The following is a 23,700-nucleotide window of genomic DNA, read 5'->3' on the forward strand; positions in this document are numbered from 1 at the left end:
GGCTTTACGCACGGCGGCTACTCCGGGGTCGCCGAGCAGAGCGCCGACGCGAAGGCCCCGGTGCTGGTCTGCTCGGCGATGACCTCGCCGTCGAGGGTGATTCGGCAGCTGATCTCGCCTTCGTCATCGCTGCCGTTCGAGGCGGTCAGCGTGAAGCTCTGGAAGGTGAAGTCGCCTCCGGTCTGGACTTGCAGCTCCTTCGTGAAGGGGAGCGCCTGACCGGTGGCCTGCTCGGAGCCGGAGGTTCCTCCGTCGTAGGTCGACCAAGTGATGGAGGCCGCGGTAGCCGAGCCGGTGACCTCATAGACGAGCGTCCGCGGCACGGCAGCGGCCTCGGAGCTCTCGGCCTGCGCGGTGGCGATCGCGTTCGAGACGCCGCTCGCGAATCCGGCCGTGTAGACGATGGCGAGAATGATCGAGAGGACAAGCGCGATCACGTTGAGGACGGTGCCGGCGATGGCCGTGCCGCGAGAGCGGCCCTTGAGGAAGAGGCCGATGATGCCGAGGACGAGTCCGATGAAGGCGAGGAAGCCCGAGGCGTAGTTGACGATCGGGATAAGGGCGCCGATGAGCGCGAGGATTCCGATGATGAGGGAGGCGAGGCCCAGCCCGTTGCCGGTCTTCTTCGGAGCGGAGGGGGCGGAGCCGGGGAATACGGCGGGGTTGAACTCGGTCATCTGCGGAGTATGTCAGAGGCTGACAGGCAGCTGAGAATCCAGAGAGCGGTATTGCTTAGAGATGCCGTCCCGCCTGTGTTGACCCGGCTATCTCTACATAGGTAGCCTCAATCCCGTGCAGCCACTCCCTCGCCTCACGTCCGCCACCGCGGACGTCCTCCGGACCCTCCTCGACGCCGACGGCCCGACCTGGGGCATGGTCGTGATCAAGGCCACCGGGCGACCGGCGGGCAGCGTCTACCCGATCCTGGAGCGGCTCGAGGGAGCGGGCTGGGTGGTCTCGGAGTGGGAGGCCGCGAGCGAGCGGAGCGGCCCGCGTCGCCGGCTCTACGAGCTGACCGCGGAGGGCGCCCCGGCAGCCCGGGCCGCCGTCGAGCGGATGCGGTCGACCGCGCGGACGGCGCCGCGAGCGGCGGAGGCGACCGCATGAGCGCGCTCCTGCGGCTCCTGTCGCTGCTCCTGCCCCCGCTCGCCCGGGAGCGCTACCTCGAGGAGTGGCGGGCCGACCTGGCCGGGGCCGCCGAGCTGGGACTGCCCCGGCGCGGCGTCGTCCTCGGAGCGCTCGCCCTGCTGGCGAGCGTCGACCGCGACCTGCCCGCGCACACCGGCGAAGCGCGGGGCACGCTCCCGCGCCGCCTCGCCCGCCGCGGACTCGCGCTCTTCGCCGCGGCCGCGCTGATGCTCAGCGGCATCGCGCTGACCGGCGGCGGGATCGTCCCCGAGCCGGGTGCCGCCTCCGACACCGCCCTGGCCGCCGTCGGCGTCGTGCAGACCGCGGTGCTCGTCGCCGCCGTCGCGGTCGCGGTCCTCGGCGCGATCCACCTGCTCGGCGCCGCGGCGTCGGCCCGCACGGTGCTCGCGCGGATCTCCCTGGTCGCCGCCGTCGTCGGCCCGGTGCTCACCGCGGCCGGCCTCCTCCTCCCCGGACCCCTCGCCCTCGTCGGCCTGCCCGTCTCCCTCGCCGGACTCGTCTGCGGGGCGAGCGTCCTCGGCGGCTCGCGGACCATCGCCCTCGCACCGCGGACGGCGACCCGCGCTCAGCGCCTCCCCGTCGCCCTCGCGGGCCTCGCGCTCGTGGCGGGCATCACGGTGGTGGGCGCGGTGGATCTGCTGGTCTGGAATCCGCAGGCGAAGGTCCCCGGCGTGGCCCTGGCGGAGATCTACGCGACCATGTCCGAGCGCGACGGCTTCGAGTTCGGCTCCCACGCGATCTGGGTCACCGGGTGGGCCGCGTTCTGGACGGCCGCCGCGATCGTCGTGACGATCGGCGCCCTGGTCGGCCGGAGGTCGCCGCTGACTCCGCGGCGGATCGCGGTGCTCATGCTCGCCCTGGTCGCCGGCGCCGTCGTCTTCCGCTTCTTCGCCGGGTTCGGCTTCGGGATGTCGGTCGCCGACACCTTCGTCACGTCCGGCGGCGACGGCTCCCTGGTCTCGGCGATCCTGCCGCCGCTCGGACAGCTCGCGCTCGCCGGCGCCGCGATCGCGGTGGGCTGGGCGCCCCGGGTCGCCCGGCCGACGGCGGCCTCCGCGGCCTGACAGTGCTCGTGCCGGAGGAGGGCTTCGCCCGGGCGGCTCGGAATCCGCGAGATCGGGGCGGCCTGCCGACTTACCTCCCTTCGTTGTGAACACGAACGGCCCGTTCCGGCGCGGCCGAGCGCCCGCCGACCTACTCCAGCCGCCGCAGGAAGCGGGCCGGCTGGTCGAGGAAGCCGCGCCAAGTCCGCACCAGGTCGAGGTCGTCGTAGCGGCAGGGGCGCAGGCCCGTCTCGTCGAGCTCGTAGAGGTCGGCTCCGGGGAGGGCCGCGAGGATCGGCGAGTGCGTGGAGAGGACGACCTGCGAGCCGCCGGCGACCAGGTCGCGCAGCTGCCCGATCAGGGCGAGGCAGCCCGACACCGAGAGGGCCGACTCCGGCTCGTCGAGGAGCCACAGCCCGCTGATCCGGGAGCGGTTCGCCACGATGTCGAGGAACGACTCGCCGTGGCTCCGCTCGTGGTATCCGCCGTCGATCCCCACCTCCTCCAGGTAGCTGAAGAAGCCGTGCATCGTCTCGGCGCGGAGGAAGAAGCCGCGCTTGGACGCGCCGGCCCCGCGGACCAGCTGGAGGTGCTCGGCCAGGTCCGACTCCGAGGCGCGGGAGGAGTGCATCGCACCCGTGGATCCGCCCTCCGCGTTCAGCCCGTAGGCGAGGGCGACCGCCTCGAGCAGCGTCGACTTGCCCGAGCCGTTCTCGCCGGTGATCACCGTCACCTGGCCGAGATCCCAGCCCTCGGCCAGCACCTGCCGCACGGGCGCGAGCGTCGCGGGCCAGCGCGCGAGGTCGGCGGGGTGCTCGGGTCGGGCCTGCACGCGGCGCACCGGGAGGGTCGAGAACACCCGATCAGTCAAGCAGGTCGACGCTCCAGCCGGCCTCGGCCAGCGCGCGGGCCGTGTCGGCGCGGGGCGAGTAGGGGAGGTCGTCGGCGCCGACCACGCGGTAGTCGGTGTCGCCGGGGCCGACCCAGAGGACGGAGTCGGACGGGCCGGCCCGGTGCAGGGCGGCGCGGACGGCGTCGGCCGGCTCCGCGATCTCGAGCACCTCGCAGCGCTCGACGCGGCGGGCGCCGTCGACCAGGGCGCGGCGGATCCGCGCGGGGTCCTCGAAGCGCGGGTGGTGGTCGGTGACGATCACCAGGTCGGCGCGCTCGGCAGCGGCCCGGCCCATCGGCGCGCGCTTGCTCGGGTCGCGGTCGCCGTCGGCGCCGAGGAGGACGAGCACGCGGCCGGGCGTCACCTCGCGGAGGGCGTCGACGGTGCGCGCGACCGAGTCGGGCGTGTGCGAGAAGTCGAGGAAGACCCGCGGCCCGTCGGCGCCGGACACGAGCAGCGTCCGCCCGGGCACGGTGACGTCGATCCCGGAGCCGACCGCCGCGGCCACCCGGTCGCGCGCGTGGCCCGCCTCGATCAGCATCACCAGCGCGAGGGCCGCGTTCGAGGCCATGTGGCGTCCGAGGAGCGGGACGGAGGTGGTCGTCGACCAGCCGTCGCGGGCGGTGAGCCGGAAGCGGGTGCGGTCGACCGCGGTCTCGAGCACGTCGATCCGCCAGTCGGCTCCGTCTCCGGCCGAGAGCGTGACGACCGGGACGGAGGCCTCGCGGGCGACCCGGCGCCCCGACTCGGTGTCGACGACCACGACGCCGCGGCGGCTCCGCTCGGGCGTGAACAGGCGCTGCTTGGCGCGGAGGTACTCGTCCAGGTCGCCGAAGTCGTCGAGGTGGTCGTGGCTGAGGTTGGTGAACCCGGCGACGTCGAGCACGATCCCCTCCATCCGGGAGCGCACGAGCGCCTGAGCGCTGACCTCGATCGCCGCCGCCTCGACGCCGTCCTCCGCCATCCGGGCGAGGAGCGCGTGCAGCTCGGAGGCCTCGGGCGTGGTGAGGCGGCTGGCGACGACGTGGTCGGCGCTGCGGCGCTCGGCGGTGGAGCTCAGCCCCGAGACGACGCCCAGCTGCCGGAGCACCGCGTCGAGGAGGTGCACGGTGCTGGTCTTGCCGTTGGTGCCGGTCACGCCGAGGAGCACCGGTCCGCTCCTCGTGCCGTACACCTGCGCGGCGACCGGGCCGAGGGCGGTGCGGGGGTCGTCGCTGAGGAGGACGGGCAGTCCGGAGGCGCGCGCCTCGTCGAGCCCGCCCGCGTCGGTGAGCACGGCGACCGCTCCTGCCGCCGCCGCGTCGGCCGCGAACCGGGCCCCGTGGCTCCTCCTCCCGGGGAGCGCGGCGAAGAGGGCGCCGGGGCCCGCTTCGGTGTGCGCGACGGTCACCGCGGTGATGCGGACGTCGGAGCCGTCGCCGTGGAGGCGGAGCCGATCGCTCGCGAGGTCGGCGAGCGCGACACCGGCGGCGTGGAGCGGTTCGAGGAGCCGGAACACCGGCATGCGGGCCTCCTGCGGGGCGGGCGGGGCGGCGTCGCCGAGGGCCCGCGGGCGCCGCCGGGCGACCGGAGGGGGAGGGCCGAGAGGCCCATGCCTCAGCCTGCGCGCCGCTCCCCCCGATCGGGGAGGCCCTTGCCACCGCCCGCGCGGGCCGCTACCCGCCTCCGCCTACTGCCGCGAGAACGCCTCCTGGTACAGCGCCGCGAGCTCGGGGGAGCTCTCACCGCTGAGGCCGCAGGTCAGGATCGTGTCGCCGTCGGCCGCTACCAGGTAGTCGACCCCGGTCTCGAAGACGATGGGGGCCCCGTCCACCGCCGTCTCCCTGCCCTGGGTGACTGTGACGCCGTCGCCGACCTCGCCCGCGTAGCGCTCGAGCACGTGCAGGGTGACGGTGCTCCCGTCGATCGAGCGGACCTCGGCCCGGAACGCGAGCTGAGCGGGGGCCAGCGCGGCGGCCGTCACCGGCGAGCACGCGGCCATCGGCCCGCCCGTGCTCGGCAGGATCAGCGTCGAGGTGCTGCCCCCGCCCACGCCGAGCGCGAAGGGCAGCAGGAGGGAGGCGGCGGCCCCGGCGCTCAGCGCGCCGACTCCCACGATCAGCCAGGGGGAGCGGCGGCGGGAGTGCACCGTCCGCGTGCCCTCGCCCGTCGCGGCGGCGATCTGCTCGGCGAGCTCGTCGCGGTCGAGCGCGGGGAGGCTCCGCGCGGGGTCGACCGTGCGGAGGAGGCGGCGGACGTCCTCGTCGTCGGTTCCGGTCATCGGAGTCCCCCTTCGGGCGCGTGCGGGTCGGTGGAGTCGTAGAGCTCGGCGAAGCGGCGCCGCGCGCGATGGAGGCGGATCGAGACGGCGTTCGCCGTGACTCCGAGGACCGCGGCGATCCCGCGGACGTCGAGCTCCTCCCACGCCCAGAGGCGCAGCAGCTCGGCGTCCTGCTCGCGCATCCGGGCGAGCACGAGGCGCACGGTCTCCTCCGCGCCCGACGCCTCGCCCTCGTCGATCTGCACCTGGGGCGGATCGACGACCGCGATCCGCTGGGCGAGCATGACCTGGCGGCGCTGCATCCGCCGGGCGTTCTGCAGCTGGAGCCGGGCGACGCCGATCGCCCACGGCACCGGGTCGTCCTCGGGCACGTCGGCGCTGCGGCGCCAGAGCACCGAGAGCGTCGCGGCGAGCACGTCGTCGGCGGTGGCGGAGTCGGTGCGCCGCCAGAGGTAGCGGCGGACGGGATCGGCGACCGCGGCGGCGACCGCGGCGAACCGGTCGGGACCCGCGAGGGGAGCTGGCATGTGCCTCATGCTCCCTCCTGTCCGGGATCGGCGCACATCTTTCACCGGCGCGCCGGGCGGGACTCCGCGCTCTCCCAGTAGCACGGGAGCGCGGGTCGGCACTCAACGCCGCGAGGCGCCGACGAACTCCAGCCAGCCGGCCACGAACGGCTCGATGTCGTCCACCTCGTCCAGCGCGAGAGCGTCCAGATCGACTCCGCGGCACTCCAGCGTGAGGACGTGCCCGCGCACCCACGCGGCCGCGCGCACCGCGCCGGCTCCCTCCCAGACCTCGAAGGGCTCCGGAGCCCCGTCGACCGGGATCTCCGCGATCCGCGTGGGGGCGGGCAGCGCCTCCGGCTGCACGAACGAGACGGGCGCCTCCTCCCGGCAGCAGAGCAGCGCGACGTCGTGCCGCGGATCGCCGAGGGTCGTGCGGATCTCGACGGAGGGCCCCGGCCCGCCCGGGACCGCCTCGTCGGCGAGGAACGAGAGCCCCCGGGGGCCACCCGTCAGCGTCCACTCCGCCAGCAGCCGCGGACCGCTCCAGCCCGAGACCGCCCAGAGCGGGAGGTCGCCGAACGACCCGCGGATCCGCGCGACCCGCTCGGCGAGGTGCGCGGAGAACTCCTCCTCGCCGAGACGCCGCGCTCCGTCCATGGCCCGATCGTAGGTCGGGTGCCGCGGCACGGCCAGACCCCTCGCTACTGTGAACGTCGACCCCCGCCTCCCTTCCCCGCCGAGGAGCCCCATGCCCATCTGGACCCTGCACGGAGACGGCCGCACCGTCGAGCCCGGCGCCGTCGTCGCCCCCGGCGAGCGGCTCGCCTGGCCGGCGACGATCGCCATCGGAATCCAGCACGTCGTCGCCATGTTCGGTGCGACGTTCCTCGTGCCCGTGCTCACCGGGTTCCCGGTCGCCACGACCCTGCTCTTCTCCGGAGTCGGGACGCTGCTGTTCCTCCTGATCACGCGCAACCGGCTCCCCAGCTACCTCGGCTCGAGCTTCGCGTTCATCGCGCCCGTCACGGCCGCGACCACCGTCGGAGGGACGGGGTCGGCGCTCGCCGGAGTCGTCGCCGTGGGCCTCCTCCTGGCCGCCGTCGGCGTCCTCGTGCAGGTCGTCGGCCTGGGCTGGATCGACAGGCTGATGCCCCCGGTCGTCGCCGGCGCGATCGTCGCCCTGATCGGGTTCAACCTGGCTCCGACCGCGTACCTCAGCTTCAAGCAGGCGCCGATCACCGGGACGATCACGCTCGCCGCGATCATCCTGTCGAGCGTGTTCCTCCGAGGCTTCCTCGGCCGCGTCTCGATCTTCCTCGGCGTGGTCATCGGCTACGTCGTCGCCCTGCTGCGGAACGAGATCGACTACTCCGCGGTCGGTGCGGCCGACTGGTTCGGGCTTCCGCCGTTCACCTTCCCCGACTTCGCCTCCGGATCCACATGGTCGGGCATCGCGATGTTCCTGCCTGTCGTGCTCGTCCTCATCGCCGAGAACGTCGGCCACGTCCGCGGCGTCGCGACGATGACCGACGCCTCCGCCAACGCCAGCACCGGCCGGGCCCTGATCGCGGACGGTGTGGCGACCACCCTCTCCGGTGCCTTCGGCGGCTCCGGCACCACGACCTACGGCGAGAACATCGGAGTGATGGCGGCCACCCGCGTGTACTCGACGGCCGCCTACTGGGTCGCCGGCGTCACCGCGATCCTGCTCAGCCTCTCGCCCAAGGTCGGCGCCGTCTTCAACTCGATCCCGGCCGGAGTCCTGGGCGGCGCCACCACCGCGCTCTACGGCCTGATCGGCGTGATCGGCATCAAGATCTGGATCGACAACCGCGTCGACTTCTCGCGCCCGGTCAACCAGTACACCGCCGCGGTCTCCCTCGTGATCGCGATCGCCGGCTTCTCGTTCTCCTCCGGCGGCTTCGAACTCGGCGGCATCGTCCTCGGCGCCGGTGCCGCCCTCGTGATCTACCACCTGGGCAACGCCATCGCCCGCTGGCGCCGCACCGGCGCCGACGACGGCGGCCCCCTCCCCGCCATCGGCCAGCTCGGCGGCGACCCGCAGGACAGCTGACCGCGGCCTGCTCCGGCCTGCCGCTCCCGAGACGCCGCCGTGCCGTCCGGACGCCGCCCTCCCGCGGCCGTCCCAGCGCGCACGGCGGCGTCCCGGCGCCCGCCGGAGCCGTCCCGGCGCGCGCACCGCAGCACCGCCTCCGCTTACCACGTTCGGGGCAGTCCGCAACCCGGTGCGCTCCCAGGCGGCTCCCGCCTAACGTCGAGCGTGACGACCGCAGCAGCGGAACGCCGCACACCGAGTGAGACAGCAAGGAGCACCACCGTGCCGCAGATCATCGAGACCGTCGACGTCAACGTCCCCGTGTCCGTCGCCTACAACCAGTGGACCCAGTTCGAGGAGTTCCCGCGCTTCCTCGACGAGGTCGAGTCGATCCAGCAGGTCACCGACACCCTCACCGTCTGGAAGGTGAAGGTCGGCCCCGTCGAGCGCGAGTTCGAGGCGAACATCACCGAGCAGCACCCCGACGAGCGCGTCGCGTGGAACAGCACCGGCGGCGAGACCGACCACGCGGGCGTCGTCACCTTCCACAAGCTCTCCGACACCGAGACCCGCGTCACCGTGCAGCTCGACTGGGAGCCGAAGGGCTTCCTCGAGACGCTCGGCTCGCTCGTCGGCGCCGGCAGCCACGCTGTGAAGAAGGACCTGAACAACTTCAAGGAGTACATCGAGAAGCAGGGCACCCCCGACGGTGCCTGGCGCGGCGACGTCGAGGCCTGAGCCGTGACCGACGCAGCCACCTCGTCCGAGGGCGAGAAGAAGGCGAACGGTCTCGGCGACGACGAGACCATCCCGCACTCCGAGGACGGGCTGGCGGTGGGGGTCTCCGGAGACTCGCACTTCAACCCCGAGGAGGACGCTCCCGAGGAGCCCTCCGAGAGCTGACGCTCTCCTCCGGGGAGCCCGACCGCTCTCCTCCGCGAGATGCCACTTGTGCACACGACACGCCGCGAGGCGTGCGCACAGGTGGCATCTCGCGGTTGAAGGCTCAGCGCCAGGCCCGGGTGTACTGCGGGGGCACCGGCAGGTCCGCGCCGAGCTCGTGCGCCATCCGCACCGGAGCGTTCGGGTCGCGCAGCAGCTCGCGGGCGAGCAGCACGACGTCGGCGTCGCCGTTCGCGACCACGCCCTCCGCCTGCTCCGCCGTGGTGATGAGTCCCACGGCGCCGACCGGCGCACCGGTCGCCTTCCGCAGGTCGCGCGCGAACGGCACCTGGTAGAGCGGCGCCACCGGGATGCTGGCGTGCACGAGTCCGCCGGTCGACACGTCGAAGAGGTCCACGCCCTCGGCGCGCGCCCACTCCGAGACGGTGATCGTCTCCTCCAGCGTCCAGCCGCCCTCGGCCCAGTCGGTCGCGGAGAAGCGGACGAGCAGAACGAGCTCCCCGATCTCGGCGCGGACCGCGCGGACGACCTCGAGCAGCAGGCGCGCCCGGTTCTCGAGCGAGCCGCCGTAGGAGTCCTCGCGGGTGTTCGAGAGCGGCGACAGGAACTGATGGAGCAGGTACCCGTGCGCGGCGTGCAGCTCGATCACGTCGAAGCCGGCGTCCGCGGCGCGGCGGGCGGAGGCGCGGAACGCCTCGACGAGGCCGGGCAGCTCCTCCGCGGCCAGCTCGCGCGGCTCCGCGTAGCCCTCGAACGCGACGGCCGAGGGAGCGACGGTCGGCCAGCCGCCGTCCTCCAGCGGCACGGATCCGCGTCCGCTCCATTCGCGGTAGGTCGACGCCTTCCGGCCCGCGTGGGCGAGCTGCACGCCGGCGAGCGCGCCCTGCCCGTGCACGAAATCGACGATCGGAGCCCAGGCGTCGCGCTGCTCGTCGTTCCACAGCCCCGTGTCCCAGGGGCTGATCCGCCCCTCGGGGACGACGGCGGTGGCCTCCGCGATGACGACGCCCGATCCGCCGCGCGCGAGCCCGCCGAGGTGCACGAGGTGCCACGAGGTGGGCACGCCGTCCTGCGCCTCCACCGAGTACTGGCACATCGGTGCCGCCCAGAGGCGGTTGCGCGCGGTCCTCGAGCGGAGCGTCAGCGGCTGGAACAAGGCGGTGTCGGTCATGTCTCTCCTGTCGTGCTTCTCCGCGGAACGCCGCTTCGGTAGGCGATACGCCGGTGAGGGCGCACGCCGGCGGCATCTCGCGGAGGGGGTCACGTGCTCCAACCGGGAGGAGAGCCCGGCTATGCCCGGATCAGCGCGGCCAGGTCGCCCCGGGCGCGTCCTGCCAGACGGTGCTCGGCGGAGCGAGCGACTCCAGCTCCTCGAACAGCGCGTCGGGGATCTCGAGCGCGTCGTCGGCCACGAAGGAGTCGTAGTGCTCGGCGGAGGTGGCGCCGACGACCGTCGTCGTCACGCGGGGGTCGCGCGTCGAGAACTGCAGCGCGGCGGCGGCGAGCGGCACGCCCGCCCGGTCGCAGGCCGCTCCCATCGCCGCGACAGCGTCGACGATCTCGCGCGGCGCCGGCCGGTAGGCGTAGGAGGCGACCGGCTCCGGCCAGCGTGCGAGGGCGCCTCCACCGTAGACCGCCGCGTTGACCACGATCACGCCGCGGTCGACGGACGCGTCGATCAGCTCCTCGGAGGAGCGGTCGACGAGCGTGAAGCGGTTGTGGGTGATCACGGCGTCGAACAGGCCGGTGTCGACGTAGTGGCGCAGCATCGGCGCGGGTCCGCCCGAGATCCCGATCGAGAGGGCGACGCCCGCCTCCTTCATCGCGACGAGCGCGCGGACCGGGCCGTCCTCGGCGAAGGCCTCGTCGTACGAGATGCGCTCCGGGTCGTGCAGGTAGAGCAGGGGGAGGACGTCCATACCGAGGCGCTCGCGGCTCTCGTCGAGGCTGCGGCGCATCCGCTCGGCCGAGTAGCTGCCGGTGCTCGGGTCGCGGTCGAGCTTGGTGACCACGGTGATCCCCTCGGGGACGCCGCCGCGGGCCTGCAGGGCCTCGCCGATCAGGCGCTCGCTGTGGCCGCCGGCGTACTCGTTCGAGGTGTCGACGACGGAGACGGCGCGGGTGGCGGCGTCGGAGTCGAGGACGCGCTCGAGGGCAGGCACCCGGTCGAGGTCGGCGACGCGCTCGGGGCGCCAGGAGGTGCCGAGGGTCAGCCGGGTGACGGTGGCGCCGGACGGGCCGAAGGGCCGGAGGCGGGAGGACTGCGGAGTCATCCGCTCAGCCTGGCAGCGCCGGGGTCCTCCCGCATCCCGCGGCGGATGAACGGTCAGTGGACGGGAGGGCTCTGCCCGACCACGCCGAAGCCCTGAAGCGTCGACGCGAGCGTTCCGGCGGAGAGGTGGGCGATCCGGAAGACGGTGTCGGAGCGGCGCGGCCGCCTCCGAGGTCGACGAGGTGTCGCGCTCGACGGGATCCCTCCGCGGGGCCTTCCGCGGGGCGCGATGACCGGGCGGCGGACCGGCCCGAGGCCGCCCTCACGGCGGGACGCGGGCCGGTGGTGCGGCCTAGGCTCGGCGCGTGACCGTCGATACCGCCGCCGCCGACTCCTCCGCCCGCTCCGCCGCGCTCGATGCTCTCGCCACTCCGGCGCTGGTGCTCGACGAGGCGGTGCTCGACCGCGACATCGCCGCCGTCGCCGCGGCTGCCCGCGAGCGGGGCCTGGCGCTCCGCCCCCACGCGAAGACGCACAAGTCGCTCGAGATCGCCCGCCGCCAGCTCGCCGCGGGGGCCGTCGGCCTCACCGTCGCGACCGTCTCGGAGGCCGAGGTCTTCGCCGCGGGAGGGATCCGCGACCTCTTCATCGCCTACCCGCTCTGGCTCGACGCCGAGCGCGCCGGGCGGCTCCGCCACGTCCTCGTGAGCGCCCGTGTGCGGGTCGGCGTCGACTCGGCGGAGTCGGCCGAGCGCCTGGCCGCGGCCCTGCCCGAGCGCGAGGGGCTTGAGGTCGTCGTCGAGATCGACTCCGGCCACCACCGCAGCGGCGTGCTCCCCGCCGAAGCCGGCGCGATCGCCGCGGCCGCCGTCTCGGCCGGGCTCGACGTCGCCGGCGTCTTCACCTTCCCCGGCCACAGCTACGCGGCCGGCAACGGAGCGGCGGCCGCCCGCGACGAGGCGCGCGCGCTCGCCGAGGCGGTCGCGTCGCTCGCGGCGTCCGGAGTCGAGGCCCGCGTGGTCAGCGGAGGCTCGACCCCGTCGGCCGCGTTCGCCGACTCCTCGGTGCTCACGGAGCTGCGCCCCGGGGTCTCGGCCCTCGGCGACGCCCAGCAGTGGGAGATCGGCACGATGACGCCCGAGGACATCGCCGTCACCGTCCTCGCCACGATCGTGTCCCGCCGCGGCGACCACCTGATCGCCGACGCGGGCAGCAAGGTGCTCTCCTCCGATCGTGGCGCGGCCTCGAGCGGCTTCGGCCGCCTCCCGGAGCACCCGGAGGCGCGCATCCCGGTGCTCTCGGAGCACCATGCGACGATCACCGGTGTCGACCTGCCCGTGGGGACGCGGGTGCGGATCGCGCCGAACCACGTCTGCGTCGCGGTGAACCTGGCCGACGAGTACCGCGTCCTCCTCCGCGACGGCGGCGGCGCCGTCTGGCCCGTCGACGCCCGCGGGCGGAACAGCTAGGCGATCCGCGAGCGCGGGATCCGCAGGCCGAGCAGCGCGCTCGCCGCCAGCAGCACGAAGGCGGAGGCGAAGGCCGCGGTCGGCGATGCGGCGTCGGCGAGAGCGCCTGCGAGCAGCGGCCCGATCACGCCGCCCAGGTCGGACGCGGCCTGGAACACCGAGACCGGCTTGCCGCCGCGCTCGCCCGCGGCGTCACCGACCAGCGCACCCGGGGCCGTGCCCATGAAGGCGGCCGCCGCTCCGTAGACGCAGAGCAGCACGACGAGCAGCCACAGCTCCGAGACGAACGGCATCGCCAGCATCGCCACCGCCGCGACGGAGAATCCGCCGATCAGCGCCGGGCGCCGGCCGACCGTGTCGACGAAGCGGCCGGCGGGCGCTAGCGCGATCGTCTGCACCACCGCGGCGATCGCGAACGCGATGCCGGTCCAGGCGGGCTGCCCGCCGAGCCCCTCGACGACGAGCACGGGGACGAGCGTCGCGCGGACGCCCATCGCCGACCAGCCGAGGGCGAAGTTCGCCAGCACCGCGCTCTGGTACCGGCGGTCGCGGGCGACCTCGCGCAGGGGCTTCGTCCTCGCCGCGGCGGACGGTGCCGCGTCGCGCTCCGGCCGCTGCAGCAGGATCAGCCCGACGAGCCCCGCGATCGCGAGCGTGCCGGCGTAGAAGAAGAAGGGGGCGGTGAGCGAGATCGCCGTGAGCACGCCGCCCACCGCGGGGCCCGCCATGCCGCCGAGCAGGAAACCGCCCTGGTAGAAGCCGATCGAGCGGCCGCGCCGCTCCGGGCTCGCGGTGCGCAGGAGGAGCGTCATCGCCGCGACGGAGAACATCGCGGAGCCGATGCCGCCGACTCCGCGCAGCAGGAGGAGGTGCGGGTAGTCGGAGGCGAAGCCGACCAGCGCCGAGGAGAGCGCGACGATGCCGATGCCGACGGCGAGCACGACCCGCTCGCCGAACCGGTCGACGAGCGGCCCCACGAACGGATTCGCGACCAGCCGCATCAGCGCGAACGCCGAGACGACCGCGCCGACCGCCGTGTAGTCGACGCCGAAGCTGCGCACGTAGGTCGGCAGCACCGGCACGACGACGCCGAACCCCAGCATCACGAAGAAGGCGACGACCCCCAGCACGAGCACGTCCCGCGGCAGTCGCTCGCTGTCTCGGGAACGCCACGGGAATCGCACCTGTCGACGCTACCCCTTCTCGAGGGCCTGGCCCGCGCCTCGAAGTGTCGAGTTCGCGCCGACCGTCCGACACCCTCTCCGCGATGGATACGGTCCCAGGACCCGATGGATCTGCCGGCGAATGAGGAGGCGTCATGAAGAGTTCTCTGTGGTTCGGGTCCGGTCTCGCTGTCGTCGCGCCGGCGCTGACGTCGGTTCTCGGGGCGCAGGTGGCCTCGGCCGCTCCGATTCAGCCGAACAAGAACTGCGAGTACGAGTTTCAAGGGGGGTGCGTGAAGTGGTACACCGGCGTCTCGATCTGCGATCACATCGTCGAGACCAGTGCCCCGGAATATCGCGAGAAGGCCTGCGCGGTCTGGGTCACGACGGGGACGATGTACATCGAGCGATGAACGATGGTGGATCGCACGACCGCCTCATCGGCGGTACTCGTATCCGTGCTGCTCCTCGCGGGCTGCACCGAGCCGGGAGGCGATCAGGAGGCCGCTCCCTGCGCCCCGCTCGAGCGCACGTGGAACGACTACGCGCCGGAACTCGATCCCGTTCTGCGTCCACCGTTTCGCGAAGCCCTCGAGGGCTTCGACGAGAGCTCCTCGAACTCGATCGCATCCGACGCTGCTCGTCTCGCCACGAGCAATCTGCTCTCCGCGATCTCCGGGGATCGACGAGCGAGCGAGTACTTCTGGAACGCCATGGACCTGATCGGCCGTGAGTGCGCCGAGGCGGGAGCTCCGCTGTCGTTCGACCACCACGGTGAGCAGCTGACGACGGGGAGCAGCGCCGACCACGGGCGCCCGCCCTGGGTCGTCGATCCGCCGCCTCAGTCGGAGAGCGGCACGATCGAGCCGACGATCCCGGAGTAGCTCACGTAGTAGAGGACGCCGTCGCGGTGGAGGACGCCGCGGCCGGGGTAGCTCTCGTCCGGTCCGTCGGGCCCGTCGAGGAAGCCCGGCGCCGCGGTGTCGTCGGCGGTGAACCCGTTCGCGAGGAGCGCGGCGCTCCGATCCGGCCACTCCGCGTCCGGGACCGCCAGCTGCCCGACCACGACCGACACGTCGCCCTGGCCGCTCCACCGGCAGAGCACCCCGTCCTCGGCGATCTCCTGCACGACGGGGTAGTCGACGTCGTAGACCGTCGTCTCGGGCGAGAGGGCGAGACCGTCCTCGGCGAGCGACGCCTCCTCCTCGGCCGTGAGCAGGTCCTCGCAGGGGAGCAGGGCGGTGGCCGGGGTCGCGGTGGGCAGCGGAGTCGCGCTGCCGGCGCTCGCGGTCGGGACGGCACTGCTCGGCGTCGGAGCGCTCGAGACCAGCGGTGGAGCGGTCGTCGGGGCCGTCCCCTCGTCGGCGCTTCCCGTGCAGCCGCTCAGCGCGAGCAGCCCCGCCCCGCAGGCGAGCAGCGCACCGGCGCCCCTCGCGGTCGTCGTCCGGATCATCGCGAGCCCCCTCGTCCGCGGCGGCCGCATCGCCGCCCCCTCGATCCTCTCCTCCGCCCTCGCCGGCTGTCCACCGCCCCCGGCCGGCGCAGAGGCGACTACCGCTTCGGCCCCGCGCCGATCGCCCAGACCCGCGGCGGCACGGTGCCGTTGACCGCGTGGTCGCCGACGATCCGCGCCTTGAACACCCACGGATTGTGGCTCGCTGCCGTGCGCGCGTTGCGCCAGTGCCGGTCGAGGTTCTTGCGGGTGCTCACCCCGGAGGCGCCCAGCGCGTCGAAGAGGTCGGAGGTCGCCCGGGTGGCCAGTTGCGTCAGGACGATCTGGGCCTGCGCCGTCTCGAGCTCGGCGAGGTCGTTCTGCCGCTCGTCCTCGAGCGGGTCGCCGTCGAGGGCCGCGTCGTGCGCCCGCTGCAGCGCGACCGCCGCGCGCTCCACGATCGCCGCTCCCGCATAGGCGGCGGCCGAGACCTGCCCCACCACCTGCAGGATCTGCGGATCCGCCGCGAACGACTCGGCGTTCCCGTGCGAGAAGATCCGCGTCCGCGCCCGCACCTCGGCTGCGATCTCGCGCTCGGCCCCCGCGATCGAGCCCGCCAGCACGGCCAGCAGCACCGCCTGGTAGAACGCGGTCTGGTAGCGGAACCGGGTCTCGAAGTCGATCACGTCCTCGGCCGCGACCACCGCCTCCGTGAAGGTGCTCGTCCCCGAGCCGGTGGTGCGCTGGCCGAAGCCGTCCCAGTCGTCGGCGTGCTCGACGCCCGCCTGGCGAGCGTCGACGATCGCGATCACCTTCTGCCCGGTGTCGGTGCGCTGGGCGAAGGTGTCGATCCAGTCGGCGAAGACGCTGCCGGTGGAGTAGTACTTCGTGCCGGTCACCGTGAACCGCGTCGGGTCGCCCTCGACCGGAGCGACCTTCGTCTGCACGTCGCCGATCGCGACCGTGCCGACCTCGGTCCAGGCGTTGCCGCCGAGCTCGCCGTCGGCGAAGCGCCGGAGCCAGCGCTCGCGGGTCCCGTCGGTCGCGAGCAGCCGGTCCTCGACCAGGGCGAAGTGGCCGCGGAGCGCCTGGGGGAGGTTGGAGTCGGCGGCGGCCAGCTCCGTCAGCAGGCGGAACAGCTGGGGGAGGCTCGCGCCGGCCCCGCCGGACTCCAGTGGCACGCGCACCGCGCCGAACCCGGCGTCCGCCAGCGCTCGGATCTGCGCGACCGGCAGCTCGCGCGCGCTCTCCCGCGCCGCCGCCCCCGCCGCGATCTCGGCGAACAGCGGCCGGAACCGCCCCGCCAGTTCCTCGTAGTCCACCTCGGGCACGGCCCGCACGTCGGTCGCGGTCATCGTCGGCTCCTGTTCCGCTGCGCCCACCCCGGGCGGCTCGTGCTCGACGGTAGGGGAGGAGCCCGGTCCGCGGTCCGCCCGTGACGCCCGGTGTCCCTCCGTGACGCCCGGTGTCCCTCCGTGACCTCCGGTGTCCCTCCGTGACGCCCGGATCGGGGAATGCCTCGCCCCCGGGGCTGTTGGCCCAGGGGATGTCCTCCACCACTCCCGTCCCCCCGTCCGACCCCCGCAGCGCCCTCGTCGTCGGTGCGACGGGCATCGGCGGCTCCGCCCTCGTCGACCTGCTCACCGAGCAGGGGTGGCCGGTGACCGCCCTCTCGCGCCGCCCGATCGACGCGCGCCCCGGCGTCACTCCGCTCGCCGCCGACCTGCGCTCCGCCGAGGACCTGGCCCGCGTGCTCGCCGACCAGCGCCCCACGCACGTCTTCTTCACCGCCTGGTCGCGCCAGGCGACGGAGGAGGAGAACATCGCGGTCAACGGCGGCATGGTCCGCGACCTCCTCGCCGCGCTCGCGCACGCTCCCGTCGAGCACGTCGCGCTGGTGACCGGCCTCAAGCACTACCTCGGCCCGTTCGAGGCGTACGGGCAGGGCGCGATGCCCGACACCCCGTTCCACGAGGAGGAGGAGCGCCTCGACGCCCCGAACTTCTACTACGCGCAGGAGGACGAGCTCTTCGCCGCGGCCGGGCGCGCCGGGTTCACCTGGTCGGTGCACCGCTCGCACACGGTCATCGGGCACGCCGTCGGCAACGCGATGAACATGGGGCTGACCCTCGCGGTCGCTGCGTCGATCCACCGTGCCGAGGGCACCCCGCTCGTGTTCCCCGGCTCGCTGACGCAGTGGAACGGACTCACCGACATGACCGACGCGACGATCCTCGCCGAGCAGATGCTCTGGGCGTCGACGTCGGAGGCGGGCCGCGACCAGGCCTTCAACGTGGTCAACGGCGACGTCTTCCGCTGGCGCTGGATGTGGACCCGGATCGCGGAGCACTTCGGCGTCGAGCCGGTCGGCCCGGGGGAGGAGCCGCAGCCGCTCGAGCAGCAGATGGCCGGTGCCGAGCCCGTCTGGCGGCGCCTCGTCGACGAGCACGGGCTGATCGAGCCCGACCTCTCCCGCGTCGCCTCCTGGTGGCACACCGACGCCGACCTCGGCCGGAACCTCGAGGTCGTCACCGACATCGGCAAGTCCCGCCTCGCCGGCTTCACGGCGTTCCACCGGACGGTCGACTCGTTCACGGCGCTCTTCGACCGCTACCGCGCGGAGCGCCTGATCCCCTAGCGGTTCGCTGCGGCGCCCCTCGCGATGAGCACGTCCGGCGAGAGCTGGTGGCGCACGAAGCGGAGCGTGAAGCTGCGGCGGTCTCCTCCGGAGACCCGCTCGGCGAGGACGCGGATGCCGAGGACGGCGACGACGCGCCACTGCTCGGTCTCGTGGGCGACGACGGCGCAGAAGAGGTCGCCCGGGCGCACCTCGTCGACGGTGGTGGTGAGGCTGTTCGTTCCGTGGGTCATCTGGCCGCTCCTGGTTCCGGCGGACCTCGCGGACGGCGCTTCGGGTGCGCCGCGCAGCCGTCCGCCGGTCGCTCGAGAGGGGGGCCCGAGCGGCCGGCGGCCGGTCATGCGTGCGACAGCAGGGACGAGCCCGCCGGAACGACCCCGTGCCGCAGGAGCAGTGTAAGACTGCGACCCTGACCGTGGCGCGGAATGTCAACCACTTGCGAGCGCGCTCCCGGGGTTCTCAGGCCCGGAGACGACGGAACCCGCCTCCCGGGCGGGAAGGCGGGTCGTGTCGGTGTGCGGCGGCGGCGCCTGATCGGGAGCGGCTCCGGCGCGGAGGGTCAGGCGGCGGGCTCGGCGCGGCGCAGCGGGACGGCGGCGTTGCTCGTCGGCTCGGGCACGATGCGGAGGCCGGCGCCGCTGTTGGCGCGCTCCATGAGGGCCTCGACCCACTCCGGGTTGATCGTGGGCTGGCGGCTGCCCTTGAACTCGAACTGGATCGGGATGGTCGGATGCATCCACACGCCGCGGCGGCCGGTGCCGGCCTGGGGGCTCGCGTCGAGGGTGAGCAGGAAGCGCTCGTCGCGGCGGAACTTGTTGATGATGACGATCTGGAGGTGGGCGAGGGCGCGGTCCTCGACCTCGATGGCGGCGGGGGGAGTGCCGTACAGGATGTTGCCCATGGTGTGCTCCGATCTGACGTGCGAGTGGCTGACGTCCGTCACTCTATATCGCTAGAAAGACTTCCTACTAGTTGAGCTAGCTACTTACGTCGCGGAGTGCGTTTTCTGTCCATCGCCGCCGGACGACTCGATTCTCCGACGGATCCGGGGCGCGGCAGAAGACCCTCGGAGTGAACTCCTGGGGACGCGCGGCCACGGCCGCGGGGACGCCGGTCAGGCGCGGCGCTGCTCCAGCACGCCGTCGGCGTACTCGCCGATCGGCTCGCCCGCGAGCTCCTGGGCGGCGTCGACCGTCTCGGAGTCGGCCGGGCGCTCGACGATGTCGCGCATCGTCTGCAGGAAGCGGATGACGGTCCCGGCCTCGGAGGGGTTGAGCGTCTCGGCCGCCTCGAGCATGCGGCGGTGCATCTCGTCGAGCGTCTCGCGCACCTCGCGGTGGGAGGTGGGGGTGGCGACGATGCGGATGGCCCGGCGGTCGCTCGGGTGCGGCTCCCTGACCACGTGCCCGCTCTTGACCAGCCGGTCGATCAGCACGGTCGTGGAGGCGGAGGAGATGCCGAGGTAGGAGGCCAGGTCCTTCGGGCTGACGTGCACGCCCTTCTGCTGGCGGCGCATGAGGAACTGCACGGCCAGCAGGTCGTTCTCGCCCATGCCCATGGATCCGCGGGTCCGTCGGCGCATCGCGGCCTCCGCCGTGCGGAAGGCGCGCATCGCGGCGAGGACCTCCACCGCTCCGGGCTCGGTCGCCTCACCCGAGAACCAGAAGGCCCCGGGTCGCTTCAGCGTGACCTCATCCATGCCGAACAGTCTAGACAGTCTCGTAGCAAGAACATCTAGACAAGCCAACCTCCCCCGAGGTGCTTGCCTGGAAGGGCGGCGACCACTACGAAGGGACTACTAGTTAGACGAGCTAGTGACTCATTCGCGAAGGGAGCTGCCCGTGCTGGACGAACTCGACCGCCTGCAGCCGCTCCCCGCCGACGTCGTGGATCCGCTGGTCGGCTCCACCCTGGCCGGTCGCTACCTCGTGCTCGAGCGGGTGGGGGAGGGCGGCAGCGCCGTCGTCTACCGCGCCCGCGACCTCCGCCTCGCCCGCCAGGTCGCGGTCAAGGTCCACCGCGGCGTCCCGGATACCCCCAACGAGCGGGCGCGTCGCGAGCGCGAGATCCGCTTCCTGATCGACTCGCGTCACGCCTCCGTGGTGGACGTCCTCGACCAGGGCGAGATCCCCGGCGAGGAGGGCGACCTCGCGTTCCTCGTCCTCGAGTACTTCGACCGCAGCGACCCGGCGGCCGACTGGTTCGGCTCCGGCGATCCGCGGCTCATCGCGGAGGTCGGCGCTCAAGTGGCCGACGCTCTCGCGCACCTGCACGCGCAGGGCGTCCTCCACCGCGACGTGAAGCCCGAGAACGTCCTCGTCCGCTCGCGCGCCACCGCATCCGGCTTCTCCGCGCACGAGGCCAAGCTCAGCGACTTCGGGATCGCCCGCTCGGTCGACGACGCCCGGCTCACCCGCTCCGACGTGCTGGTGGGCACCGCCGCGTACCTCAGCCCCGAGAGCCTCGGCTCCGGCCCGGTCGGACCGGCGTCCGACGTCTACTCGCTCGGGCTGGTCCTCCTCGAGGCCGTCTCGGGCCGCAGGGCCTACATCGGCACGACGCTCGAGATCTCGATCCAGCGCCTCCACCACGCGCCCGTCGTCCCGGAGACGGTCCCGGCGGAGTGGCGCGAGCTGCTGACCGCGATGACCGCTCTCGATCCGGCCGACCGCCCCTCCGTCGAGGAGGTGGCACGCCGGCTCTGGGCGCGCCTGGCCGGCGGCCCCGCCGCAGCCCCCTCCCGCAGCGGAGTCACGGGCACGGTCGCCCTCGTCGCCGCGGGCCTGGTCGGCGCGGTGACGGCCCTCTCGCTCACCGGCTGGCTGGGCTGAGCGCCCCGAGCGGTCCTCGTCCGCTCAGGTTCCTCGCGAGCGTGCTCCCGTAGGCTCCGGGCGACCCTCGACCGACCCCGAGCCGCGTCGCCGCGGACCGAACGGAGCCGATCCCATGAGCCCGCGCCGCCTCTTCCGCCTGCTGTCGATCGTCGAGGCGGTGACCTGGACTCTCCTGATCGTCGGGATGCTGCTGAAGTACGCGGCCGGAGCCGGCGACTGGCCGGTGAGCGTCGCCGGGCCGATCCACGGGTTCGCGTTCCTCGCCTACGGAGCCGCGGCCCTGGTGCTCGCGGTGAACCAGCGGTGGTCGGCGGGCGCGACGGCGCTCGCGGTCGTCAGCGCGGTCGTGCCCTACGCGACGGTCCCGCTGGAGCGCGGCTTCGAGCGCCGCGGCCTGCTGGAGGGCCCGTGGCGGACGCACGCCACGGACGACCCGCGCGACCGGCGCGTGACGAGCCGGCTCCTCCGCTGGGCGCTCGCGCGGCCCGTGCTCGCCGGGGCGCTGGTCCTGGCTCTGGTCGCCGTCGTCTTCGCGGCGCTGCTGGTGGTCGGCCCGCCCGGGGGCGGCGAGGCCTGATCCCGAGCGCGGCGCGCCTCAGACGGGGCGCGTCTCCGCGTCGATGAGGATCTCGGCGGCGCGACGCGCGTGCAGGGCGGCCTCCGGGGTTCCGGCGATGGCCGCGGTGGTCTGGGCGCCCTCGGCGAGGATCGCGAGCTGCGCGGCGAGCTCGGCGCCGCCACCCGCCTCCTCGGCGAGGGTCGCGAGGAAGCGCTGGAACGTCTCCTTGTGGTCGCGCGCCATCTCGGCGACCATCGGGTTCGACGAGCCGAGCTCCCCGAAGGCGTTGATGAAGCCGCAGCCGCGGAACGAGTCCTCGGAGAACCAGTCGAAGAGGAAGTCGTAGATCGCGAGCAGCTTGCCGCGAGGTCCGTCCGCCGCGGCGACCCGGGTGGTCACGCCGAGGGTCCACTGCTCGTGCCGGCCGTGCAGGACGGCGACCACCACCGACTCCTTGCTCGGGAACTCCGAGTAGAGGCGCTTCAGCGAGACGCCCGCGGCCGTGCGGAGCTCGTCCATCCCCACGGACTGGATGCCGCGCTCGTAGTAGAGCCGGTCGGCGGCCGCGAGGATCGCCTCGCGGGGAGGGCGCTCGTCGAGGATCGGGGACATCCCTCCATGGTAGGCGCTACCAGAACGGGCGTTCTCGGTCGGCTGCCGCGCTCTCCGCAGGGGGTCCGGGGATCGGACGCTGCTGCTAGCGTCGCGCTCGGGTGCGCAGGCGCCCGGGGACGGGAGGCGGACGCATGGTCGTCGCGATGCAGGCCGAGGGATTCGACGGGCCGGAGGCGCTGCGCGCCGTCGAGGTCGATCCGGGGGAGCCGACGCCCGGCAGGGTGCGGATCGCGGTGCGCGCCGCGGGCGTGAACCCGGCCGATGCGAAGCTCCTGCGCGGGATGTTCGGGCGCGGTCGGGTGCCGGTCCGGCCGGGCAGCGAGGTCTCCGGAGTCGTGACCGCGGTCGGCGAGGGGGCCGAGGGGCCGCTCGGCCAGATCCGCGTGGGCGACGAGGTCGTGGCGTTCCGGGTCTCCGGCGGCTACTCCGCCGAGCTGGTCGCGCCCGCGAGCGCGGTCCTGCCCAAGCCCGCCGGGCTCGGCTGGGCGGCGGCCGCGGGCCTGCTGCTGGCCGGGACGACCGCCGAGCACCTCGTCGAGGCCACCCGCGTCTCCTCCGGGGACACCGTCCTGGTGCACGGGGCGAGCGGAGCCGTCGGCTCGCTCGCGGTGCAGCTCGCGGTCGCCCGCGGAGCACGGGTGCTGGGCACCACGAGCGAGCGCGGCGAGGAGGTCGTCCGCCGCTTCGGCGCGGAGCCGGTCCGCTACGGCGCCGGGCTGGAGGAGCGCGTGCGCCTCCTGGCCCCCGGCGGCGTCGACGTCGCGCTGGACACGGCGGGCACCGACGAGGCGCTGGACGCCTCGGTGGCTCTGGTCGCCGACCGCTCGCGCATCGCCACCGTCGCCGGCTTCGAGCACGCCGCCCGCCTCGGCGGCATCCTGCTGCTCGGCGGCGGACCGGGAGCCGATCCCGGCACCGCGCTCCGCGACGCCGCCCGGCCGGGCCTGCTCGACCGCGCCGGTCGCGGGGAGCTCGAGGTCGTGCTCGGGCCCTCCTTCCCGCTGACCGAGGCGGCCGCCGCGCTCGCCCTCGTCGAGTCGGGCCGCGCGCGCGGCAAGACGGTCCTGCTCCCCTGAACGAGACGTCCTCCCTCGACCTGCCGGCCCTCGGGCCCTTCGACTCCGCCGGCGCCGCGAGCCTCCTCCGCAACCACGCCCTCCCCGGAGTGGAGCGGGTCTCGGCCGACGGCCGGCGCCTGGAGCGCCTGCTCACCCTCGACGGGGCGCCGCGGCCGATCGCGCTCGAGGTGACGGAGACCGGGCTGCGGGTGGAGGCGGAGCCGGACGTGCTGACGCCGGCGGCCGCGGTCGTCCGTGCCTGGTTCGACCTCGACTCCGACGTCGTGGCGATCGGCGCCGAGCTCTCGCGGGACCCGCTGCTCGCCCGCTCCGTCGCGGCCCGACCGGGGCTGCGCGCGACGCAGTACCCGGAGGCGTTCGAGGCGGCGGTGATGGCGGTCCTCGGCCAGCAGGTGTCCGTCGCCGCGGCCCGGACCTTCGGCGGACGGACCGCCGCGGCCTTCGGCGCCCCGGGGGAGCGCGGTCTGCTGGCGTTCCCCGAACCCGCCGCCCTGCTCGCGCCGGAGTTCGAGGCGCTGCGCTCGGCGATCGGGATCACCAACGCCCGGGCGCGGACGGTCCGGGCCGTCGCCGAGGCCTTCGCCGCCGGACCCGTGCTCGACCGCGCGGGCGACCTGCCGGAGCAGCGGCGCGCGCTCCTCGCGATCCCGGGCATCGGGCCGTGGACGGCCGACTACCTCGCGCTCCGGTTCCTCGGCGATCCGGACGCCTTTCCCGCCGGCGACCTGGTGCTGCGGAAGGCGCTCGGCCGGGTGAGCACGGCGGAGGCGGAGGCGGCGTCGCAGGCATGGCGGCCGCACCGGGCGCACGCGGCGTTCCACCTGTGGGCGAGCACCGGGGCGGTCTGAGCGGACGGACGACCCGAGTCGAGAGGCCGCGCCCGGACC

General features: G+C 74.0%; 28 protein-coding genes. 13 read left to right on the forward strand and 15 right to left on the reverse strand.

All coding sequences use genetic code 11. The features are described from left to right. Nucleotides 1–17 precede the first annotated feature (17 nt). Nucleotides 18–677 carry an MmpS family transport accessory protein gene (locus C5C36_RS05440; RefSeq protein WP_104261034.1) on the reverse strand — a complete coding sequence of 220 codons (660 nt, stop codon included), beginning with the start codon at nucleotides 675–677 and terminating at the stop codon, nucleotides 18–20. Nucleotides 678–792: 115 nt separating this feature from the next. On the opposite strand from C5C36_RS05440, the gene C5C36_RS05445 reads away from it, so the two are divergent. Together C5C36_RS05445 and C5C36_RS05450 are read left to right on the forward strand one after the other, a co-directional pair. Beyond that, entirely contained in the window at nucleotides 793–1,107 is a 315-nt protein-coding gene (locus C5C36_RS05445; RefSeq protein ID WP_104249735.1) for a PadR family transcriptional regulator, read from the forward strand. After that, nucleotides 1,104–2,213 (forward strand): hypothetical protein, encoded by a 1,110-nt coding sequence (locus C5C36_RS05450; protein ID WP_104309390.1) that lies wholly within the window; start codon nucleotides 1,104–1,106, stop codon nucleotides 2,211–2,213. Before C5C36_RS05445 ends, C5C36_RS05450 begins: the two co-directional genes overlap by 4 nt. A 130-nt stretch (nucleotides 2,214–2,343) precedes the next feature. Here C5C36_RS05450 and C5C36_RS05455 read toward each other — a convergent pair whose 3' ends face one another. The 5 genes from C5C36_RS05455 to C5C36_RS05475 form a co-directional block, all read right to left on the reverse strand. Next, nucleotides 2,344–3,051, reverse strand: a complete 708-nt coding sequence (locus tag C5C36_RS05455) for an AAA family ATPase (protein WP_104268547.1) — start codon at nucleotides 3,049–3,051, stop codon at nucleotides 2,344–2,346. Between the two features lie 4 nt (nucleotides 3,052–3,055). After that, the gene (locus tag C5C36_RS05460; RefSeq protein ID WP_104309391.1) at nucleotides 3,056–4,588 is read right to left on the reverse strand and encodes a Mur ligase family protein; all 1,533 of its coding nucleotides are present in this window, start codon (nucleotides 4,586–4,588) and stop codon (nucleotides 3,056–3,058) included. A gap of 165 nt (nucleotides 4,589–4,753) precedes the next feature. Beyond that, nucleotides 4,754–5,344, reverse strand: a complete 591-nt coding sequence (locus tag C5C36_RS05465; RefSeq protein WP_104237812.1) for a hypothetical protein — start codon at nucleotides 5,342–5,344, stop codon at nucleotides 4,754–4,756. Further along, entirely contained in the window at nucleotides 5,341–5,871 is a 531-nt protein-coding gene (locus C5C36_RS05470) for an RNA polymerase sigma factor (protein WP_160033683.1), read from the reverse strand. The genes C5C36_RS05465 and C5C36_RS05470 overlap by 4 nt, the downstream gene beginning before the upstream one ends. Before the next feature lie 102 nt (nucleotides 5,872–5,973). Further along, on the reverse strand, nucleotides 5,974–6,510 hold the full coding sequence (locus C5C36_RS05475; RefSeq protein ID WP_104225957.1) for a hypothetical protein: 537 nt from the start codon (nucleotides 6,508–6,510) through the stop codon (nucleotides 5,974–5,976). Nucleotides 6,511–6,601: 91 nt separating this feature from the next. Between C5C36_RS05475 and C5C36_RS05480 the strand changes: the two genes are divergently transcribed. The 3 genes from C5C36_RS05480 to C5C36_RS17530 all read left to right on the forward strand — a co-directional run bounded on the left by C5C36_RS05480 (nucleotide 6,602) and on the right by C5C36_RS17530 (nucleotide 8,812). After that, a complete protein-coding gene (locus C5C36_RS05480; protein ID WP_104309392.1) occupies nucleotides 6,602–7,927 on the forward strand; it encodes a uracil-xanthine permease family protein in 1,326 nt (441 codons plus the stop codon). Nucleotides 7,928–8,191: 264 nt separating this feature from the next. Continuing rightward, nucleotides 8,192–8,647 (forward strand): SRPBCC family protein, encoded by a 456-nt coding sequence (locus tag C5C36_RS05485; protein WP_104224157.1) that lies wholly within the window; start codon nucleotides 8,192–8,194, stop codon nucleotides 8,645–8,647. A 3-nt stretch (nucleotides 8,648–8,650) separates the two neighbouring features. After that, nucleotides 8,651–8,812 carry a hypothetical protein gene (locus C5C36_RS17530; protein ID WP_167299017.1) on the forward strand — a complete coding sequence of 54 codons (162 nt, stop codon included), beginning with the start codon at nucleotides 8,651–8,653 and terminating at the stop codon, nucleotides 8,810–8,812. A gap of 103 nt (nucleotides 8,813–8,915) precedes the next feature. On the opposite strand, the gene C5C36_RS05490 is transcribed toward C5C36_RS17530, so the two are convergent. Both C5C36_RS05490 and C5C36_RS05495 read right to left on the reverse strand, forming a co-directional pair. Continuing rightward, nucleotides 8,916–9,983, reverse strand: a complete 1,068-nt coding sequence (locus tag C5C36_RS05490; protein ID WP_104309393.1) for an NADH:flavin oxidoreductase/NADH oxidase — start codon at nucleotides 9,981–9,983, stop codon at nucleotides 8,916–8,918. Between the two features lie 130 nt (nucleotides 9,984–10,113). Then, nucleotides 10,114–11,085 carry an aldo/keto reductase gene (locus C5C36_RS05495; RefSeq protein WP_104249740.1) on the reverse strand — a complete coding sequence of 324 codons (972 nt, stop codon included), beginning with the start codon at nucleotides 11,083–11,085 and terminating at the stop codon, nucleotides 10,114–10,116. A gap of 304 nt (nucleotides 11,086–11,389) precedes the next feature. Here C5C36_RS05495 and C5C36_RS05500 point away from each other — a divergent pair, with 304 nt between their 5' ends. Then, nucleotides 11,390–12,493 carry an alanine racemase gene (locus C5C36_RS05500; RefSeq protein ID WP_104287716.1) on the forward strand — a complete coding sequence of 368 codons (1,104 nt, stop codon included), beginning with the start codon at nucleotides 11,390–11,392 and terminating at the stop codon, nucleotides 12,491–12,493. Here C5C36_RS05500 and C5C36_RS05505 read toward each other — a convergent pair. Next, entirely contained in the window at nucleotides 12,490–13,677 is a 1,188-nt protein-coding gene (locus tag C5C36_RS05505; protein ID WP_244229579.1) for an MFS transporter, read from the reverse strand. The genes C5C36_RS05500 and C5C36_RS05505 overlap by 4 nt on opposite strands. A gap of 134 nt (nucleotides 13,678–13,811) precedes the next feature. On the opposite strand from C5C36_RS05505, the gene C5C36_RS05510 reads away from it, so the two are divergent. After that, nucleotides 13,812–14,069 (forward strand): hypothetical protein, encoded by a 258-nt coding sequence (locus tag C5C36_RS05510; RefSeq protein ID WP_104309394.1) that lies wholly within the window; start codon nucleotides 13,812–13,814, stop codon nucleotides 14,067–14,069. Between the two features lie 3 nt (nucleotides 14,070–14,072). Then, nucleotides 14,073–14,540, forward strand: coding sequence for a hypothetical protein (locus C5C36_RS05515; RefSeq protein WP_146085310.1), 468 nt, complete (start codon nucleotides 14,073–14,075; stop codon nucleotides 14,538–14,540). Here the strand turns inward: C5C36_RS05515 and C5C36_RS05520 are convergent. Both C5C36_RS05520 and C5C36_RS05525 read right to left on the reverse strand, forming a co-directional pair. Further along, the gene (locus tag C5C36_RS05520) at nucleotides 14,498–15,109 is read right to left on the reverse strand and encodes a hypothetical protein (protein ID WP_104309396.1); all 612 of its coding nucleotides are present in this window, start codon (nucleotides 15,107–15,109) and stop codon (nucleotides 14,498–14,500) included. The two genes, C5C36_RS05515 and C5C36_RS05520, sit on opposite strands and share 43 nt — an antisense overlap. A 98-nt stretch (nucleotides 15,110–15,207) precedes the next feature. Next, nucleotides 15,208–16,443 carry an acyl-CoA dehydrogenase family protein gene (locus C5C36_RS05525; RefSeq protein ID WP_104233459.1) on the reverse strand — a complete coding sequence of 412 codons (1,236 nt, stop codon included), beginning with the start codon at nucleotides 16,441–16,443 and terminating at the stop codon, nucleotides 15,208–15,210. Between the two features lie 191 nt (nucleotides 16,444–16,634). On the opposite strand from C5C36_RS05525, the gene C5C36_RS05530 reads away from it, so the two are divergent. Next, the gene (locus tag C5C36_RS05530) at nucleotides 16,635–17,726 is read left to right on the forward strand and encodes an SDR family oxidoreductase (protein WP_104309397.1); all 1,092 of its coding nucleotides are present in this window, start codon (nucleotides 16,635–16,637) and stop codon (nucleotides 17,724–17,726) included. Here C5C36_RS05530 and C5C36_RS05535 read toward each other — a convergent pair. From C5C36_RS05535 to C5C36_RS05545, 3 genes are all read right to left on the reverse strand, one after another. Then, the gene (locus tag C5C36_RS05535) at nucleotides 17,723–17,959 is read right to left on the reverse strand and encodes a hypothetical protein (RefSeq protein ID WP_104225949.1); all 237 of its coding nucleotides are present in this window, start codon (nucleotides 17,957–17,959) and stop codon (nucleotides 17,723–17,725) included. The two genes, C5C36_RS05530 and C5C36_RS05535, sit on opposite strands and share 4 nt — an antisense overlap. Nucleotides 17,960–18,285: 326 nt before the next feature. Beyond that, nucleotides 18,286–18,627 (reverse strand): ATP-dependent DNA ligase, encoded by a 342-nt coding sequence (locus C5C36_RS05540; RefSeq protein ID WP_104224199.1) that lies wholly within the window; start codon nucleotides 18,625–18,627, stop codon nucleotides 18,286–18,288. A gap of 213 nt (nucleotides 18,628–18,840) precedes the next feature. Then, nucleotides 18,841–19,425: a MarR family winged helix-turn-helix transcriptional regulator gene (locus C5C36_RS05545; protein WP_104224167.1), complete on the reverse strand. Its 585-nt coding sequence runs from the start codon at nucleotides 19,423–19,425 to the stop codon at nucleotides 18,841–18,843. A 142-nt stretch (nucleotides 19,426–19,567) separates the two neighbouring features. On the opposite strand from C5C36_RS05545, the gene C5C36_RS05550 reads away from it, so the two are divergent. Together C5C36_RS05550 and C5C36_RS05555 are read left to right on the forward strand one after the other, a co-directional pair. Next, a complete protein-coding gene (locus C5C36_RS05550) occupies nucleotides 19,568–20,557 on the forward strand; it encodes a serine/threonine-protein kinase (RefSeq protein ID WP_181133777.1) in 990 nt (329 codons plus the stop codon). Between the two features lie 115 nt (nucleotides 20,558–20,672). Further along, entirely contained in the window at nucleotides 20,673–21,137 is a 465-nt protein-coding gene (locus C5C36_RS05555) for a DUF3817 domain-containing protein (RefSeq protein ID WP_104225947.1), read from the forward strand. Nucleotides 21,138–21,155: 18 nt separating this feature from the next. On the opposite strand, the gene C5C36_RS05560 is transcribed toward C5C36_RS05555, so the two are convergent. Continuing rightward, nucleotides 21,156–21,731, reverse strand: a complete 576-nt coding sequence (locus C5C36_RS05560) for a TetR/AcrR family transcriptional regulator (RefSeq protein ID WP_104224170.1) — start codon at nucleotides 21,729–21,731, stop codon at nucleotides 21,156–21,158. Between the two features lie 134 nt (nucleotides 21,732–21,865). On the opposite strand from C5C36_RS05560, the gene C5C36_RS05565 reads away from it, so the two are divergent. Continuing rightward, the gene (locus tag C5C36_RS05565) at nucleotides 21,866–22,810 is read left to right on the forward strand and encodes an NADP-dependent oxidoreductase (RefSeq protein WP_258068947.1); all 945 of its coding nucleotides are present in this window, start codon (nucleotides 21,866–21,868) and stop codon (nucleotides 22,808–22,810) included. A 20-nt stretch (nucleotides 22,811–22,830) separates the two neighbouring features. Next, nucleotides 22,831–23,661: a DNA-3-methyladenine glycosylase gene (locus C5C36_RS05570; RefSeq protein WP_258068961.1), complete on the forward strand. Its 831-nt coding sequence runs from the start codon at nucleotides 22,831–22,833 to the stop codon at nucleotides 23,659–23,661. Nucleotides 23,662–23,700: the final 39 nt, after the last annotated feature.

Source organism: Rathayibacter sp. AY1G1 (genome assembly GCF_002932095.1).
GTDB lineage: Bacteria > Actinomycetota > Actinomycetes > Actinomycetales > Microbacteriaceae > Rathayibacter.